Genomic DNA, 17,491 nt, shown 5'->3' with positions numbered 1-17,491 from the left:
CCTATGGAGTTTTCAACGATTTGGCTATTTGTAATGGCTGCTGCTGCATTGTTAATCATACCTGGACCAGCTGTGCTCTATATCATGGCCAGAAGTATAGATCAAGGCAAGAAAGCGGGCCTGGTATCCGTTCTCGGTGTATCTCTGGGTGGTTCTGTTCACGTTTTAGCCGGAGCCATTGGAGTTTCTGCGATCCTGATGACATCAGCAACAGCCTTTCATCTCATTAAATACTTGGGAGCTGCTTATCTGATCTATCTGGGGTGCAAGACTTTATTTTCTGCATCTGACAGTTCGGCTTCAGAAATTCCAACAGCCCCTCGCAAAAAATTAGCAACAATTTTTTACGAATCAGCGCTCGTAGAAGTCATGAATCCGAAGACAGCCCTCTTTTTTTTAGCCTTCTTTCCGCAATTCATATCGCCTTCTGCTGGATCCGTCACCATACAATTTTTGCTTTTAGGAGCTATATTTATTATTATGGCTTTTATTAGTGATGGTCTGTATGCAGTTCTTGCAGCAAGTATGCGAAAGCGGATTCTGGGCAGTCATGTGAGTTCGAAGCTACAGAATCGGATCACTGGTTATTTATATATCGTTCTAGGGATATTCGCCGCCTTTGCGAGCCCCTCCAAAACATAAAGAAGGAAAAGGAAACGGAGAGATATATCATGCCTGGATTTATCATTGAAGATGATTTTTGGTCGTTATTCCCTCATGCCAAAATAGGCATCGTTATTTGCCAGGGGATCGATAATTCAATCAGGGACATCGAAATCTACGAGAAGCTGCTTCAAGAGGCAGAGAAAGAAGCACATAAATTCCTCAGTCTGGAGGAATTCAGCAGTAATCCCGTCATATCCGTTTGGCGTGAAGCTTTTCAGAAATTCAAGACAAAGAAGGGTGCAAGGTGTTCCATTGAAGCTTTATTAAAAAGAGTGAAGAATGGCAATCAGATCGGAACAATCAACCCGCTTGTTGACATCTATAATTCCATTTCGTTGCGTTATGGGCTTCCGTGTGGTGGAGAAGATATCGACACGTTTGCAGGCGATATTCGGCTCACGCTGGCCAATGGTAACGAACCGTTTATCCCATTGGGAAATGATGAAAATGCTCCGCCATATGAAGGTGAAATTGTCTATAAAGATGATGAGGGTGCCATATGCAGATGCTGGAATTGGCGTGAAGCGAAGAGGACGATGCTCACAGAACATACGAAAAATGCATTCCTCTGTATTGAATTAATAGATGAAACAAGAAGCGATGAGTTTCATATGGCGCTGAAAGAATTGTCTGATGTAGTGTCACAGCATCTTGGTGGAACCGTGAAGATGGAAGTGTTAGATATTCATCATAGGGAAATGACATTCACCAAGTGAAAAAACGTAAAAGGACTTATTCCGCTTTTGGGAGTAAGTCCTTTTCTCTTGAAATGAGACGTCTATCGTTCTGTTCCAGTAGGTTTACTTCGCGGCCTCTGTCTCTGGATCAACCTTCGACCAGATCTCCACATACGTCAGCTTTTTATCCAGATTCACATAATAGAACGAGTAGACGAACCCATCCTTCTGATAAATCACCATGTATGTCTGATCATCCACCTGCTTGTCAAATGCGGTCACCTGCCCGCCGGAGCCTTCCTTGAGATCTTGATCGTCGGCTTGCTTTAGCGAATCCAGCAGACGGTTGGCCGCTTTTTGATCCCAGATGCGGACGGTGCCGACATAGGTCTCCTTGGGGTTTTTCTTGGATGGATAGGTGAGGAAGGAGAGACGGAAGTCGTTGTAGGAGAGGACGGCAGCGGGTGGAAGTGGGTTGTCAGATGGGAGTGGAGTGCTCGACATCGGTAGGTTCGCAGATAGAGCGAGAGCGGCTGATTCTGGTTGGGTAGCGGTTGTTCCGGATTGTGGAGTAGGGTTAGGCGATCCAGATTGACCCGAATAAACTGATTCAGTCACGGTAGAATTGGCAGACGCAGGAGCTGTAGGGGCATTCGAAGCGGTTGAATCAGGAGAGGCAGCACTTGCATTTGCACCTCCACCATCCCCAGACCCGGCGCTACCCGACGCCACCGCCGGATCTTGGCTCGCATCTGAAGGCTTGCCAATCAATTCTTCCAGCTTCTTCGGCGTCAGTCCGATGAATCCCTCATAATACTCCTGACCCTCGCGGAAATAACCTTTATAAGTCACAACTCCTTCTGCATCCAGCAGACTTCCAACTCCGTCATATTTCCCATTGACGAACTCTCCGTCATACACCACCTTGCCCAGCTCGTCAAATTCTTGTCCCACGCCGTTATACTGCCCGTTGAGAAAAGCACCGGCATAGATTTTGGACCCATCCTGGCGCATCAGCGTACCTGTACCACTGTACTGATCCAGCGAAAACTGACCCTTGTACTTGACGGCTCCAGCGGGAAACAGCTCGGTACCTTCGCCGGAGCGTTTTCCTTTGACAAACGCGCCTTCATACATCAGCGCCCCCGTATCATCGAACAGCTTGCCAGCACCTTGATACGAGCCGTCGACGAACGCACCGGCGTACTTTACTTTTCCATTGGGATAGAACTCGACGCCGTCACCCATCAGGAGTCCGTTGACAAAAGTGCCTGTCAGCTGTGGCCCTTGAACCGCATAGACCGTGCCAGCACCGGAGTAGACACCCGCGACGAACAGCCCCTGGTAGACGAGCTTGCCTTGTCCGTCGTACAGCTCGCCTTGCCCCTCGATTTTTCCTTTGGCGAACTGGCCTTGGTAGTGGAGCTTGCCATGTTCATCATAGAGCTTGCCTTGTCCGTCATAGAGACCTTCAGCAAGCGTACCGCGATAGATCAGCTTGTCGTTGGTGTCATATACGTAGGCGCGTCCCGTATAGTCGATGGTCACGCCCGGTTTTTCATAGATCGTCGCTTCCAGACCTAAGAGACTGCATAAAAAAAGAGGAGTCCAGATGATCAGATAGAGGAGAAGCAGCAGCACGATCACGATGAAAACAATCAGCCGCTTGGCTACATAGTAGTCTCCGATGCTGACATATTGTTTGAGAGAGTCTGGAGCGGGCAGCATAATCGCGAACAGCTTGGCGAACAACGGAGTTTCACAGCTCCTTTCGTTTTGGTATCGGAATCCATTGGAAAAGACTGGTAAAGACGGCCCCGATCATTACACGTACGTGAATCCCGCCGCACACATACTCGAATCCGCCGCGAGTCTGGCGAACTCTACGGTACTTGGATCGTTCCCTGACCGGGGGCGCTGAATTGGATGACCCCGCCGTAGCTGCACATCAGCTTGGAATCATTGTTGAGTGCGGGCATATTGCCGATCAGAACCTGCGGGGAACCGGGGACCCAGGGAGCGACTGTCACCGGAATACAGGGCTGTGGTGTCAAAACCCCTTGCGCCGCCGCTGTAGCAGCCGCTACCATCGGATTAGACGGGGTGTTGCACATGCCAAAAGGGGGGATGTTGACGATCGGGATGTTGTCCATAATATTCGCCAAGGGAGTCGATGTCACGACACGGTTGGTCGGCAGGACATTGAGCGTACTGGGAGCGGCTCCGAACGAACAGGTCATCGAAGCGCCTGTACATACACATAGGCCCATCTGCGTAACCTCCTTATGAGGGGATTTATTTTTGGGAAAAGCACCTCATTATAGTAAATGAAGGAGAAATGCGAAGATGATAAAAAAATGGATTTTTCCAGCCGTCCTTTTTATGGCCGCGGGACTATTGGGCTGGTTCCTGTACGCGGAGCGGGATCATTTTGGCCATCTGTTGTCGGCACAAGAGCCATTGGCGCATGTCACACAGGCGGTGACAGATTCATCTGGCCATACGTACCTGATGACCACAAGCGATGAGTCCGGGGGCAGGGAAATGATCCTCAAGCTGGACGCCCGGCAGCGTGTCGTTTACCGAATCTTCCAGCAGCCGGATACGGGACAGTCCCGGTATAATTTTACCGATCTCGCCGTCGACTCCCGTGGATATCTCTACACGCTGACCACCGCGCTCAGCTACTATGACCTCTCCGTACAATCCCTCCAGATCAGCCGCTATACCCCCACAGGGGAACTGGACGTAAGCCTGCCCGCCTTTCCCGTCACCGAACGCATGATCCAACTCGGAACCATCCGCCAGCTGATTGTCCACGACGATGTGCTCTATTTTTACCAAGCAGATGACAGCACGCTTACCCTCCACAAGTGGAATCCCTCCGACAATAAGCTCTCCACCGTCCTCGACACAACCCTTCCTGCCGATACCTACATCACCGAAGTCACAGGCTTGCCGCCGGGCGAAATCTTGTACGCGACCAAAAAGGGCCAGCTGTACCGCGTCACCGCGCAAGGCCAGTCTGAGATCATCTCGATTTTTGATTCGTATGTACCGCGTCAACTCACGCTGGACACCTACGGCCACCTGTATTTTCAGAACCCGCGCAACCAGCAGATCTACCGTCTCGCCCCCGCCGCACCTGAGCGCGTCGAGCCGTTCGTCCTGCCTGGTATCAATCAGACCACCCTCCGCCAATTCCACCTCCATGACGACCGCACCACAACCCTCGTCCTCCATGACAAGCTCATCCGCACCGACAGCCACGGCCAGACCGTCCAAGAAGTGACCAGCTATACCTATCCACTCAGCTTCATGCTGATCCGCTGGGGCATGTGCCTGCTTGCATTCGTCGAAGTGGTGTTGATCGTGTATGCCTTCCGCACATTCTATCTTCATACCCTCCAAAAACGTCTGTCACTGATGATCAAGCAGCTGATGATCTTCGTCCCGCTGATGGCAGGGGCGATGCTGTATCTGTACAGCCAAGTAGAGGCTGATTTTTTCAAAAACCTCAAAGACGAGGTGCACCGCCAGCTCGCCCTGATCGCCAACAGTGTCGACAATACCGTCGAAGCCGAGCAGCTAGATTCCATCTCCTCGCCCTATGATTACGCAGGTACGGGCTATCAGGCGATGGAGCGGCATCTGGCCCGTGTTTTCAAGCTGAAAAGTGACACCGTACAGATCGACTATGAGGGGCAGGGCTTTTACAACTCGGTCTACAAGGTCATCGGCCGAACTGCCTACGTGATCATCGAGGAGGACGAACAATACCATCCCTTCGATCCGGTGACGATGTCGGCAGAAGAGTGGGAGGCACTCGATAACGGCGAAATCTACACAGGCATGCAAGGAACCCCCGAAGAAGGCATGTGGATGTACGCCCTGTATCCGATCACCGACACCAACGGCAAGCTGATGGGCATCTATGAAGTGGGCAAGCACGCCAACCAGTTCTACCAGCAGGTCAGAGACCTCTCGCAAAACATGCTGCGGGAAATCATCCTGATCTCACTGGTCACGCTGATTGGGTTCTTCATCACGACCTATACAGTGAAAAAAGCGGTCAACGGGCTGCTCACTACAGTCAACCGGATGGCAGACGGCGAGCTGGGTGTCACTGTGCAGATTAATACCCGCGACGAGCTGGCTGAGCTGGGTCGCCGATTTAATGACATGTCAGGCAAAATCCAGCGGTCCATCATGGACATCGAAGAGATGAAGGATGCCAGCTTCCGCTTCGTGCCCCAGCAATTTTTCACCTTTTTAGGAAAAGAAAATATCAAAGACCTCCAGTTGGGCGATCATACGAAGCAAGAAATGAATATTCTCATCTGCTATATTCGCTCGTTCTATCATCTCTCCAAAAGCATGACGCCGGAGGAGAACTTCGCCTTTTTCAACCGATTCCTGCAGCATTTTAGCCCGTCGATCACGAATCATCAGGGGATCGTACTGGAGTATGGAGACGGCGGGATTGTCAGTCTGTTTGCCCATGGCTCTGATCAGGCACTGCAAGCTGCGATCCATCTGCGTGAGCAGCTCATCGCCTACAATCAAAACCAAGAACAAAATCAAGGCCAAGAGCAGGAGCATCATCGCGAACAGCCGTCAAAACCCATCGATATCAGCATCGGTCTGCACCGTGGCCCGATCATGATGGGGATCATCGGGACCAAAGACCGACTGGAGGAGAGCGTCATCTCCGACGATGTCAACCTCACCTCTGTGCTCCAGAGCCTGACCGTCCCGCTCGGTGCCTCGATCCTGATCACCGAAAGCCTGTTCCGTACGCTGGAGCGGCCAGAGGATGTCCGCTACCGTCAGCTTGGATCGGTCCACATCGATGGTCTGCCGGACGGCCTTAAGCTCTATGACATCTATCAGGGGGACCCTGAGCCGTTGCGTAAGCGCAAGGAAGAGACACGCGGCCTGTTCGAAAACGGAATCATGCTGTATCAGGAAGGCCGTTTTACCGATGCCCGCGAAGCGTTTTTGCGCGTACTCAAGCACAACGAGGATGACAAAGCGGCCCAGCTTTATTTCTACGTCTGTGATGAATATTTCCAGACAGGGGTGGACGCCGAGTGGAAGGGAACGCTGACCTGGTAAGCGGGGAGGAGATCATTTATGAAAAACATGTTGATGTGCATGCATCTAATCGCGTAGAATTAGGTATATTTTACTACTGCATTTTAAATACAATGAAAAGTTTCTACGGAGGTATCTCATGAAGAATCGACCACACGCAACCAAGCGAATGGTTTCTGGTGCTTTGCTTTCTACGGCAGTGCTATTGACCACAATCCCGTTCCCGACTGCTTCGGCACAGACCCGCACTTATGACAGCTTAGACCAGACAGCAGTCACCCCAAGCACGACCGAGACGCAGAAAGAATTGCTCGTATCAGCAAACGGTACCCTCGTCCTGCACCTGCCAACAGCACCTACTACTCCTCCGACGAAAAAAGACTTCGCCCTAACCGTCCAGATCGGCAACGAAGAAAAACTCACCACGAGACGGATCACATCAGTCACCTATTACGCGGACACCCAAACCGCTTTGGTCAAATTCCAGCCTCTTTTGCCAAAAAGTTCAGAAGTCAATGTCAAATTCCAACTGTCCTACGATGGCAGCACCTATGAGGATTCCTTCACACTTGCTCCCAAGAACACCAAGGTAGAGAAGGTCGACATCATCAATCTGTCCCAAGACGCATCGCTTACATACGGTGACGAAACAGACCAATCACTGGCCCTGCAAGCCGTGGCTACCGATAAAGCAGGACATCTGGTTCAAGTCAGCCGAATCAGCTGGAAATCATCCAACCCTGCCGTCGCCTCGGTCAACGCGAGCGGCATCGTTACCGCCAAAAAGGCAGGCACAGCCGTCATCACGGCAAGCGTCTCAGGCAAAAAAGCCACTTTTGAAATCACCGTCAACGACAAACGTGATCTCGAAGCGAGCCTGGAGCTTGGCTCCAATCTCTTCAGCGAATCCGCCACGACAGACGGGGTAATCGAGAATCCGATCCTTGTCCACTTGAAAAACGCTACGTTCGCAAGCGATCTGGCCGCAGGCGATGTCTACATGCAACATGTCCCAGAAGGATTGACCATGCACACAGAGAAACAAGGGGATGACCAGCTTCTCGTCAGCTTCTACGGCAGAGCAGTGAAGCACGAATCAACAGAGAGCCGCGATGACCTGCGTCTGTTCGTCAAAGCAGGCAAAGTCATCACCAAAAACGGCCCTTCTGAGAGTGAATTGAGTACGGATGCGATTTCAATTCGTTTCCACACACCGCAGCCGGAACCACCACAGCCTCCGGCGCCACCGACTCCACCAACACCGCCGCAACCGCCAGCTGACACGACGGCACCAGTCATCACCGGCGTAGCCAATGGCGACTCGCTCCGTGACCAGCCTGTGACGCCAGTCAGCGCAGACACCGACATTCAGACTGTCACCCTGACCAAAAACGGCTCACCTGTAGCCTTTGCGTTGGGTGACACCCTCTCCGATTCCGGTGCGTACGTCCTGACGGCAACCGATCAGTCTGGCAACAGTACGACCGTTTCCTTTACGCTGATCACATCAACCTATCATATCCAGCCGACAGGTACGTCTCTCTATATCAATACCGAATATGCAGACCAACAAGATGCAATTACACTGCCGAGCTCAGATTTTTCCCCTACGTATAACTACAATAAAAGAAGCCTCGGGAACTTCATTCAGGTTGTCCGGGATGACAATCAGATGCAGCTCCTTTCTTATAACGGAGGCACTGGTTCGATGCAGGTACTCAATCCGTCCAACGTCCAACCGGTCGGCACCATCAATCTGTCCGTGAACGATCCATCACTGGCTACGATCGGGACCAACTCATTTGGTCTGTTGCTCGATCCGCAGACCAGCATGACCGAGAGCTCCCATTTTGTACTTAGCTCCCAGCTGATAATCAATGGTCAGGTGGCCGATGAAGAAGTGATCCCAACGATTCTCGACGAGACCGATCCTACAGTCGGAACGGTCAGCTATGCCAATCACACCCTGACGCTTCCGTTCTCAGAGCCGCTCCCAACCCCGCAGAGCACACCGCCATACGTAGAGCTGTACGCTTCCCAAGACGGTACGTTCAATGATGCCCATCTATTTACAAGCAATGTGGATTACACGGTCGCTTTTGACCAGAATAAAATCACATTGACGTTTACACCTGGTATGATGACCGCCTATCCGATCCCGACAGGGGCCACCTTCAAAGCGGTCGTCAACGGCCCAACTGATTTTGCCAAAAATCCGCTTAGTGCTACGAAAACGATCACCCTGAGTTCTTACTAATCATTACAACCATGAAAAATCGGTGGACGGGTAGACTTCTACCGTTTTCCCGTTCCGCCCAAAAGGAGGCCGTCCTCTTGCTCACCATCTCGCTGATTCCTGATGAAAAACGGGCGCTCTATCAGCCGCTGATCCCATCCCATCTCCAAAACGCCATCGTCCATTCGCCCCATCAGTGGATGGTAATAGGAGCCGAACAGGGGAACCAAGTGGCTGGGATCGCACTGGCGCATCATATGGAGAGCCTGCGGGCGGTTGTCCTGCATCATCTAGCGAATACGAACATTAGTTCTGACCCCCGTAAAATCGGCACTTTGCTGCTCTCACAGCTCACAGAAGAGTCCCAAAAACGAGGCGCCGAGCGGATTGTCTATGAATGCTTGACCACGGCACGGGAGCTCCATGCCCACGCCTCACTCTACGAGGCAGTGGGGTGGAATCCCCCAGAGCCGTCCCTCCACGTCTGGTCTGGCGAGCTGCGGCTCTTATACGAACAGCCATGGGTCAAGCACAACCGCTTTCCTGATTCCTTTGAGGTATTTTCGTGGGCGGAGTTGACGAGAGAGGAGAGGGAGGAGATCAGACAGGGGGAGAATGTCTGGTACCCGGCCGACCTGTCTCCTTTTCCCGACGAGGAGATGATCGACCCTCGCTATAGTCTGGGGCTGCGCCATCTGGGCAAAATAGCAGGCTGGCTCATCATCCAGCCGAAGTCCCACGATACCGCACTGCTCAAGATCTTGTACGTCAAAAGACCGTTTCAGCGAATGGGACGGGGAATCAGCCTGCTTGCCGAGTTTTTGCAACGTACCTCCCGAGACCATGTGTTCCCATACGGTATCGTAGTGGTAGAGGAGCAGAACAAACCGATGATTCACTTCATCGAAAGCCACTGCCACACAGCGGTACAAGACACGAAAAGCGTCTACCGCATGGAAAAGCTGTTGTAACCGAACACCCAACAACGCCTGCGTCAATTGCGGGCGTTTTTTTGTATTTTCATATAGATTTCCAAATTGATTACGAAATCTGCTGTCATTTGTGCTAAAGTAAAATGAGAGGTTCATAGATTCCAATTTTTCCCCTGAAAAGGAGAGATTCTACCATGTCCAAAATTGATGAGGTCGTCGCCGCTTTTCCTCCCAATGAACGTAGAATGGCCAGACTTATCCACGAACACATCGAAGAAGTGTATGGCGAGTTTATGGAGGAATACAATCCAGCCACCAGACAAGGGATTGCCTATCAACGAAAGGGCAGAACAGGCTTTTTCGCCAAGCTGGACATTCACAATATGTGCCTGAAGCTTTCGTATTGCAAAAACAATTTTGAACGTGATGGTCAAAAGTTCGGCCACATCATACAAGATCAGATGATTCAAAAAGGCGTCGCACGGCACAGATCACCAAGCAGCATGGCCCGCTATAACCGGGAGGCTTGGATCGATCTTGAAAAAGTGAGACGGCTGGATGAGATCATCGACTTTATCGAAGAAGCGTTCGTCAAACGTCCGTAAATCACGCGAACTCGTATCTTTTTTATAGGTGTGATATCTTTGCGTCCCGCCATGGCAAGTTTCGCCCAACCAAATATTGACTTTGTGTGACAAAAATTCGAAAATTAATAAAAAACACACAAAGGGGCTAAATCATGACGTCTAACCGCCAAATCGCATGGGAACCCACGCAAGAACATCTCGCTGCAAGCAATCTGAAGCGTTTTATGGATACACATGGGATCGCTGACTATGAGACGCTTTTGACCCGTTCGGAGACGGAGCTGGACTGGTTCTGGCACTCGTTCATCCAGTTCGCCGGGCTTGAATTTTACCAGCCTTATACGCAGATTGTGGATCTGTCGGAAGGCATGCCATGGCCGAAGTGGTTCGTCGACGGCAAGATCAATCTCGTCCACAACTTCTTGGACAAATGGGCGTTGAATCCAGACACGGCTGACCGCCCGGCCTTGTTGTGGGAAGGTGAGGACGGTGTGTCGAGCCGCTATACCTTTGCTGAGCTGTACGCGGAGACCAACCGTTTTGCCAATGCGCTCACAGAGCTGGGCATCACGAGGGGAGACCGGGTCGCCATCTATATGCCGATGATCGCGGAGACGGTGATTGCTTTGTATGGGATTTATAAAATGGGGGCGGTTGCGGTACCGCTGTTCTCGGGCTTCGGTCCTGAAGCGGTCGCTGTGCGCCTCAACGATGTAGAAGCCAAAGCAGTCGTTACCGCTGACGGATCTTTCCGAGGCGGACAGACGATTCCACTCAAGCATATGCTGGATCAAGCCATGCACCTCTGTACAACGGTCGAAAAGGTGGTCGTCGCCGAGCGTCTGCAGCAGGGAGCGGTATATCAAGCGGGACGTGACTATCGGTGGAGTGAGGTCGTAAGCACTGCATCTGATCAATTCGCCACCGTACAGACAGATGCGGAAGAGGTCTGCATGGTCAGCTACTCATCCGGCACGACTGGCAATCCCAAAGGAATCGTCCACGTCCATGGAGGCATCGCCATAAAGACGGCTGAGGTGGGGATGTTCATCTACGATACGCATCCAGATGACCGCTTTTTTATGATTACCGATTTCGGATGGATGATGGGCCAGCTGCCGCTGTTCTCCGCACATACAGTAGCCGCACCGTACCTGATCTATGAAGGCAGCCCGATGCACCCGAGTCCAGGCAGACTCTATGAGATCCTGGATAAATACCAAGTCTCCATCTTCGGTGCTCCGGCGACCGCGCTTCGTCTGCTGAAGACCTATGCCGAACCGTTCCGCAAAAAAGCTGACCTCAGCCATCTGCGGATCTTAGGTCATACCGGTGAGCCGATCGACAAGGAAACATGGGAATGGTATCTCAGCTGGCGCGACGGTCAAGCCCCGATCATCAACGGAAGCGGAGGCACAGAGGTATTCGCCGAAATCCTATCCTCGACAATGATGCATCCGCAGAAAGCCACCTGTCTCGGACGTACTCCAGCCGTCGGCGCCCAAGTGGTAGACGATGCCGGACAGCCTGTACCTGCAGGCCAACCGGGTTATCTCGTCTTCACCGTTCCACAGCCGGCACAGACGCGTGGCTTCTGGAAAAACCGCCAGCGCTATCTTGACACCTATTTTACGCTGAATGAACATATGTGGTGGCAAGGCGACATGGTGATGGTAGATGAAGACGGGTATTGGTTCCATCTGGGCCGCGCTGACGATGTGATCAAGGTATCAGGCCGCCGTACAGGGCCGGGAGAGATCGAAGACGTCGTGGCCCAGCACCCAGCTGTCCTGGAATCAGCCGTCATCGGTGTGCCGCATCCGATCAAAGGCGAGGAGATTATCGTGTTTGCCGTCCCGCTTCCAGGTACGACAGCCACTCCAGAAGAGCTGCAAACAGACGTGCAAAAGCACATCACCGCTATGCTTGGTAAGCCGTATGAGCCGGGAGAAGTGCATCTGGTCAAAGATTTACCGAAGACCCGTACACAGAAGATCATGCGCCGATTGATCAAGCAGAAGTTTCTCGGAGAGGCGCTGGGGGATATGTCGAGTCTGATGAATCCGGATGCGCTGAATCTGTTGCCGACACGGGTACGGTAAAAGAGACACGCAGCTGTAATAGTTGCATTCAGTAGGCAACCCAGTAAAAAATCTTGAAAAACCGTTTTACCCCTATGTACAGAAGCACTCCTCCAGAGCCGCATGAGCAGCGGTTGGATCGAGTGCTTCTTTGTGTTTACGTATCTTTTTACGTCGCTTTTCTGTTCGTGTGGTTCGTATGGTCGTCTGGATCTCGTACAACCTTCCTGCACACTCTGCATGTTGCTACGAAATCTGCACAGGAAACGCTTTTACCCCATACACAAACGGGCTCTGAATCGGCGTGAGCGTTGCCAATTGATTCCCGGTCAGCTGCTTGGTTTTCTCCAGCAATACCCCTAAGGCAATCTGAGCCTCCAGCCGTGCGAGCGGAGCACCGAGACAGAAGTGAATGCCAAAGCCAAAGCTCAGATGGGCATTCGGTTTGCGCCCGATGATGAAGCGATTCGGGTCATCGAACTTATGTTCGTCACGGTTAGCTGAAGCAATCCACGAGACAACCTGCTGTCCCCGCTGAATCTGCTGACCGCGAATCTCCAGATCTTTGGTCGCTGTCCGGCCGATCGCTACGACAGGCGGGTAGTAGCGCAGGACTTCCTCGACCGCAGACGGTATTTTGGACGGATCACGCCGCAGTTCATCCTGTACGTCGCTGTACTCCGTGAAGACGCGCACGGCATTGGTGATCAGGTTGGTGGTCGTCTCATTACCGGCTACGAGCAGCAGCAGGCAGAAGCCAAGCAATTTATCCTCGGTCAGCTTCTCGCCGTCGATTTCGGACTGCAGCAGGGAGGTGACCAGATCGTCTTGAGGCTGTCTGCGGCGATCAGCGATAATTTGGCGGAAATAGTGATGTAATTCCGAACTGGCTTTCTCTTTGGCCCGGACCACTTCCATAAAAGCTTCGTCGGTATTCTCCTTCGGCCCGCTGACGAGGATATCAGACCATTCCTTAAATACTTTCCTATCCGCAGCGGGCACGCCCAGCATCTCGGCGATCACGATAACGGGCAGGGGAGTAGCCAGTTCCTCCACGATATCGATCTCCCCACGGGTCAGCATGGCGTCTACCATGCCGTGGGTGAGCGCATCGATTTTGGGAGCCAGATCCTGTACCGCTTTTGGGGTAAATGCTTTACTGACTAGGTTTCTCATCTGCGTATGCTGCGGCGGGTCCATCATCAGCATGCTGCTTTGCTTCTGATCCAAGCCACGGCTCGATGAGAAGGAGGCAGGGTCCTGTAGAATTTTGTGGACATCTTCATACAAAAAGACATCCCAGCATTCCCGGTCGGAGTCGTAGCGAACAGGCGTTTCCTTGCGAAGCTTTTCTAATACAGGAAACGGGTTGAGCTGGTCTTGTGCCCGAAGCAGCTCTTTCATCGGGATGATATTGGCGTATCGTTTGGGTGTTTGGGTTGCGTTCACATCGATCATCCTCTCTAGGAATGATTTGCCTTTGTAATTTGTGTCAGGTGAGGGCCGGATATACCCATAACGGCGTACTGAAAACAGTTCTTTTGCAAACACGATTTTACCGAGGGATGTTTTTTGTGGTAAAGTTGATAAGTAAAGCTAACATAGAGGAGGATTTATCCATGACAACCGAACACGACAACAACGCACTGCCACCAAAAACCTGTGAAATCGATCGCATGGTCACCGTCCCAGAAGACGTACAAAAAGTATTGGCAGGCAAAAAGACAGCGACCCGCCGCAATGGCCGCTATGCTGACATCGGTGAGATCATGACGCTCGAAGGCCGCGATTTCGTGGTAGAGCGCGTCTATTCCCAATCACTCGGTGAATTGACCGATGAGCATGCCCGTCAGGAAGGCTTTGAGAACCTGGAGGAGTACAAGCAATCCATTCTGTCTATGCACCCAGGTATGCCTTGGTTGCCGCAGATGCGCGTGTGGGTACACGAATTCCGTGAGGTCTAACCAATAGGAGTCAGATGGTTGAAAAGTTGAAATGACGTTATACAGAATCCTTTTATACGTACATATTCTGAGTGCAATCTTATCGATTGGCCCGTTTTTTATCCTGTTACCGATCATCCGAAAGCTCCGTACCGCCGAAGGTCTCGTTGAGCAGGCCTATCTGGATGCGTTCCGGTTTTCCAATCAGTTGGCCAAGCATGCGGGTCATGTGCTGACGGTATCAGGTATCCTGCTCGTCGTCTTCGGCCCGTGGACGTGGGGAACGTCTTGGATCGTGATGACGATCATCGTTCTGATCAGCTCCTTGCTGTTTTTGGCTCGTGCTTTTTCCCCGACGATCCGGAAGTTTGATCAAGACGGTCACGACCGGGCGGAATTGGTACAGAAGCTGAACCGTTCGGTATGGATCTACATCGTGCTGCTTTTGATCATGCTGTGGTTTATGGTCGTCAGGCCGACATTGTGGTAGGGAGTGGCTGAGTTGGTTTACTTTGTAGCTCTGTAGCTTTCTTTGTACCTGTTTTATCTGTAGCTTTGTCTGTTTCAAACTTGGTCTGTTTCAAACGTTAAAAAACCTCGTTTCCAACTGCGGAGACGAGGTTTTTTTGTATATACGGCCTATGCAGCAATAAGGACATGTTCCATATTTTGATACCCAAGGGAGGCGGGATTTAGGCTTGATAATTTTTTAGGGGTAGCATATAGTTGATCAGGTAAGTATTTTAACAATAAAATTATTTAATATTAAATATATGGTGTCCATCACGAACCATAAGCAAATCATTACCAAGTATCTGCAACACCTAGAAGCAGAAGAGATTGACACCCTGAGGCACAACTACGAAAAAATGGCCCGAATCGCTTAGGCCAAGCAATAAAACAATAGGAAGACATGAGGTGAGACAACACATGATTAAAGAAAAAGAAAAGAGCAAATGGAGCGTTCCACTGTCAACAGAAGAAGCAGCTCAGGAAGGCCTCACAGAGACCAACGACGAGAAAAAAGAGGGCCATAGCATCCTGATCATTGGTCTTTTGGTGGCGATGCTCTTCTCCGCACTGGAAGGGACGATTGTCGGTACAGCCATGCCACGGATCGTCGGGGAGCTGGGCGGCTTGGGCGTCATGACCTGGCTGACCACGGCTTACATGCTGTCTTCTACATCGGTTGTGCCGATTGCCGGTAAGCTTGCCGACATGATCGGGCGCAAATCGGTGTATGTGACGGGTCTGGTCATCTTCATGATCGGTTCCGTACTGAGCGGGATGGCCAACTCGATGACCCAGCTGATCATTTTCCGTGCAATTCAAGGGATCGGCGGAGGGGTCATGATGCCGATGGCGATGATTATCATCGGTGACATCTTCACCGGTGCACAGCGCGCCAAGTGGCAAGGGGTGTTCGGCGGGATCTTCGGGATGGCGTCGATCATCGGCCCGCAAATTGGAGGATGGATCGTCGATACCCTCAACTGGCGTTGGGTATTCTATATCAACCTGCCAGTCGGTATCCTCGCGACGATTCTCATCAGTATCGGTCTGAAAAATGTACGTACAGAAGGCCCGATCAAGTTCGATATCTGGGGCATGTTCACCATGATCGCCGGTGTCGTCAGCCTGCTGCTCGGACTTACCTTTGCCGGCAGTGAATACGCATGGGGCTCTTGGCAGATCATTACGCTTTTCCTCGTTGCACTGGTCTTTCTTGTAAGCTTTATCCAGATCGAAAGAAAGGCGGAAGAGCCGATTCTTCCGATGCACCTGTTCCAAAACAAAACCTTCTCCGTCCTCAACGGTATCGGTTTCCTGATGTCTGTCGGGATGTTCGGTGCGATCATGTTCGTACCGCTGTTCATGCAGGGGATCATCGGGATGAGTCCTTCCCAATCCGGAACCATGATGATGCCGATGATGCTCTCGATGCTTGCCGCAAGTATCCTCGGCGGTATGCTGGTTCGCCGCATCGGGGTACGCACACAGATCACCATCGGTATGATTCTGGTCGGAATCGCCTTCTGGCTCCTGCACACCATGAATATGGACACAGAGATGTTCGTCGCAATGACCTACATGGCGGTGCTTGGTCTTGGTATGGGTCTCGTCAATCCGGTTATCACCCTGGCCTTGCAGGAAAGCTTCCCGAAATCACAGCTCGGCGTGGTGACGTCCTCCAGCCAGTTTTTCCGTCAAATCGGAGGGACGTTCGGGATGACCATCCTCGGAGCGGTCATGAACCACCGTTCCTCAGCATCACTCACCGAGCAGCTGGTTCCGACCTTGGAACAACTGCCGCTCGAAGCACACGGCATGGTGGAGAAGTTCGAAGCGATGATCCAAGAATCACCGCAAGGTCTTTACTCTATGCTGCTTAGCCCTGACACTCTGGCCCAGATTCCGTTGCCGATCCAAGAGATGATCGTACCGATATTGAAAACGACGCTGGTCGATTCGCTGCAGCATGTGTTCCTGTATGGATTGATTTTCGTTGCACTTGGTGCGCTGCTGACGTTCTTTATCGGGCGGATTCAGCTGTCTGGGATGACGCCGAAAGTGAAGACCGAAACGGAATGACGATGTATCTGCATGTTGTATCTGCATATTAAGGAAGCCCATGATGTCTCGAAGGATGAGATGTCGTGGGCTGTTTTTTTTGTTAAACGAATCGCGGTTGCAAATGAATGTTAGTTGAGTATGAGTGGGTAAGAAGGAGGTGCCGAGAGATGGATTTAGTAAAATTTTACATAGATAACGGTGTAGGATAAAGCAGAAGATTGAGAGCATACTAATGGTGTTCGCACAATTTTCATAGACGAAAAAAGGACGTAATTAGAAGTTATCAGAAGATACAATTGATTTATAGACTTTCACACGGCTGAGGTTACGTGGAAAACTGATAAATGATTAGTACTGAGCTGATCGGATAATTGCCCATGATTTTTCGAGTATGCTTGATAGCATTTAGGATAATCGTTTTTTGCGGTACTAATTAGGTTTTATGCAGAACATCCATGAGATTTCAAAGATTTTATTGCTATTATGACTGATGATACGGTTAACAAAGGGAAAGCAGGTAAAAACGGCTTTCTTTTTTGCATTTTCAGGTTATTTTTATTGGTTTTTCCCCAATTTATGTAGTTGTTCATTGGAAAGGGTTCTTGGATCAAATAATTACTTTGAGTCCGATAATATATATTATGTTAACTTATGAAAACACCAGGAATACCAATAACTCGCGGGTTCATGTTCCGATA

13 protein-coding genes are annotated in these 17,491 nt (G+C 51.1%); 10 read left to right on the top strand and 3 right to left on the bottom strand.

What is annotated here, in order from left to right:
* Positions 1–3: 3 nt before the first annotated feature.
* Together FGI41_RS00600 and FGI41_RS00595 are read left to right on the top strand one after the other, a co-directional pair.
* Positions 4–642, top strand: a complete 639-nt coding sequence (locus tag FGI41_RS00600; RefSeq protein WP_139487971.1) for a LysE family translocator — start codon at positions 4–6, stop codon at positions 640–642.
* 29 nt (positions 643–671) lie between these two features.
* On the top strand, positions 672–1,382 hold the full coding sequence (locus FGI41_RS00595) for a B3/B4 domain-containing protein (protein ID WP_139487970.1): 711 nt from the start codon (positions 672–674) through the stop codon (positions 1,380–1,382).
* Between the two features lie 84 nt (positions 1,383–1,466).
* Here the strand turns inward: FGI41_RS00595 and FGI41_RS00590 are convergent, their stop codons facing one another.
* A complete protein-coding gene (locus FGI41_RS00590; RefSeq protein WP_139487969.1) occupies positions 1,467–3,095 on the bottom strand; it encodes an MORN repeat-containing protein in 1,629 nt (542 codons plus the stop codon).
* A 131-nt stretch (positions 3,096–3,226) separates the two neighbouring features.
* Entirely contained in the window at positions 3,227–3,613 is a 387-nt protein-coding gene (locus tag FGI41_RS00585; RefSeq protein WP_139487968.1) for a DUF4280 domain-containing protein, read from the bottom strand.
* A gap of 76 nt (positions 3,614–3,689) precedes the next feature.
* Between FGI41_RS00585 and FGI41_RS00580 the strand changes: the two genes are divergently transcribed.
* From FGI41_RS00580 to FGI41_RS00560, 5 genes are all read left to right on the top strand, one after another.
* The gene (locus tag FGI41_RS00580; RefSeq protein ID WP_139487967.1) at positions 3,690–6,461 is read left to right on the top strand and encodes an adenylate/guanylate cyclase domain-containing protein; all 2,772 of its coding nucleotides are present in this window, start codon (positions 3,690–3,692) and stop codon (positions 6,459–6,461) included.
* A 118-nt stretch (positions 6,462–6,579) separates the two neighbouring features.
* A complete protein-coding gene (locus FGI41_RS00575) occupies positions 6,580–8,697 on the top strand; it encodes an Ig-like domain-containing protein (RefSeq protein WP_139487966.1) in 2,118 nt (705 codons plus the stop codon).
* Positions 8,698–8,774: 77 nt separating this feature from the next.
* On the top strand, positions 8,775–9,647 hold the full coding sequence (locus FGI41_RS00570; RefSeq protein WP_176560051.1) for a GNAT family N-acetyltransferase: 873 nt from the start codon (positions 8,775–8,777) through the stop codon (positions 9,645–9,647).
* A gap of 155 nt (positions 9,648–9,802) precedes the next feature.
* Positions 9,803–10,213 (top strand): hypothetical protein, encoded by a 411-nt coding sequence (locus tag FGI41_RS00565; RefSeq protein WP_139487964.1) that lies wholly within the window; start codon positions 9,803–9,805, stop codon positions 10,211–10,213.
* 134 nt (positions 10,214–10,347) lie between these two features.
* Complete coding sequence (locus FGI41_RS00560) at positions 10,348–12,297, top strand: AMP-binding protein (RefSeq protein ID WP_139487963.1); 1,950 nt, start codon at positions 10,348–10,350, stop codon at positions 12,295–12,297.
* A gap of 225 nt (positions 12,298–12,522) precedes the next feature.
* Here FGI41_RS00560 and FGI41_RS00555 read toward each other — a convergent pair whose 3' ends face one another.
* The gene (locus FGI41_RS00555) at positions 12,523–13,734 is read right to left on the bottom strand and encodes a cytochrome P450 (protein ID WP_139487962.1); all 1,212 of its coding nucleotides are present in this window, start codon (positions 13,732–13,734) and stop codon (positions 12,523–12,525) included.
* 161 nt (positions 13,735–13,895) lie between these two features.
* On the opposite strand from FGI41_RS00555, the gene FGI41_RS00550 reads away from it, so the two are divergent.
* The 3 genes from FGI41_RS00550 to FGI41_RS00540 all read left to right on the top strand — a co-directional run bounded on the left by FGI41_RS00550 (position 13,896) and on the right by FGI41_RS00540 (position 16,811).
* Positions 13,896–14,240: an ASCH domain-containing protein gene (locus tag FGI41_RS00550; protein ID WP_139487961.1), complete on the top strand. Its 345-nt coding sequence runs from the start codon at positions 13,896–13,898 to the stop codon at positions 14,238–14,240.
* A gap of 31 nt (positions 14,241–14,271) precedes the next feature.
* Positions 14,272–14,709 carry a hypothetical protein gene (locus FGI41_RS00545; protein WP_139487960.1) on the top strand — a complete coding sequence of 146 codons (438 nt, stop codon included), beginning with the start codon at positions 14,272–14,274 and terminating at the stop codon, positions 14,707–14,709.
* A gap of 575 nt (positions 14,710–15,284) precedes the next feature.
* Positions 15,285–16,811, top strand: coding sequence for an MDR family MFS transporter (locus tag FGI41_RS00540; RefSeq protein ID WP_438358002.1), 1,527 nt, complete (start codon positions 15,285–15,287; stop codon positions 16,809–16,811).
* Positions 16,812–17,491 lie beyond the last annotated feature (680 nt).

The sequence above is a fragment of the Brevibacillus dissolubilis genome, assembly GCF_006170445.1.
Lineage (GTDB): Bacteria > Bacillota > Bacilli > Brevibacillales > Brevibacillaceae > Brevibacillus_B > Brevibacillus_B dissolubilis.
The sequence above is the reverse complement of the archived record's forward strand: the minus strand, read 5'-3'. Positions and strand labels throughout refer to the sequence as shown.

Excerpts from the sequence above, each read along its gene's own strand:
- FGI41_RS00600 (WP_139487971.1), top strand. The coding sequence starts at position 4 with ATGGAGTTTTCAACGATTTGGCTATTTGTAATGGCTGCTGCTGCATTG.
- FGI41_RS00595 (WP_139487970.1), top strand. The coding sequence starts at position 672 with ATGCCTGGATTTATCATTGAAGATGATTTTTGGTCGTTATTCCCTCAT.
- FGI41_RS00585 (WP_139487968.1), bottom strand. The coding sequence starts at position 3,613 with ATGGGCCTATGTGTATGTACAGGCGCTTCGATGACCTGTTCGTTCGGA.
- FGI41_RS00580 (WP_139487967.1), top strand. The coding sequence starts at position 3,690 with ATGATAAAAAAATGGATTTTTCCAGCCGTCCTTTTTATGGCCGCGGGA.
- FGI41_RS00575 (WP_139487966.1), top strand. The coding sequence starts at position 6,580 with ATGAAGAATCGACCACACGCAACCAAGCGAATGGTTTCTGGTGCTTTG.
- FGI41_RS00565 (WP_139487964.1), top strand. The coding sequence starts at position 9,803 with ATGTCCAAAATTGATGAGGTCGTCGCCGCTTTTCCTCCCAATGAACGT.
- FGI41_RS00560 (WP_139487963.1), top strand. The coding sequence starts at position 10,348 with ATGACGTCTAACCGCCAAATCGCATGGGAACCCACGCAAGAACATCTC.
- FGI41_RS00555 (WP_139487962.1), bottom strand. The coding sequence starts at position 13,734 with ATGATCGATGTGAACGCAACCCAAACACCCAAACGATACGCCAATATC.
- FGI41_RS00550 (WP_139487961.1), top strand. The coding sequence starts at position 13,896 with ATGACAACCGAACACGACAACAACGCACTGCCACCAAAAACCTGTGAA.
- FGI41_RS00545 (WP_139487960.1), top strand. The coding sequence starts at position 14,272 with ATGACGTTATACAGAATCCTTTTATACGTACATATTCTGAGTGCAATC.
- FGI41_RS00540 (WP_438358002.1), top strand. The coding sequence starts at position 15,285 with ATGCTCTTCTCCGCACTGGAAGGGACGATTGTCGGTACAGCCATGCCA.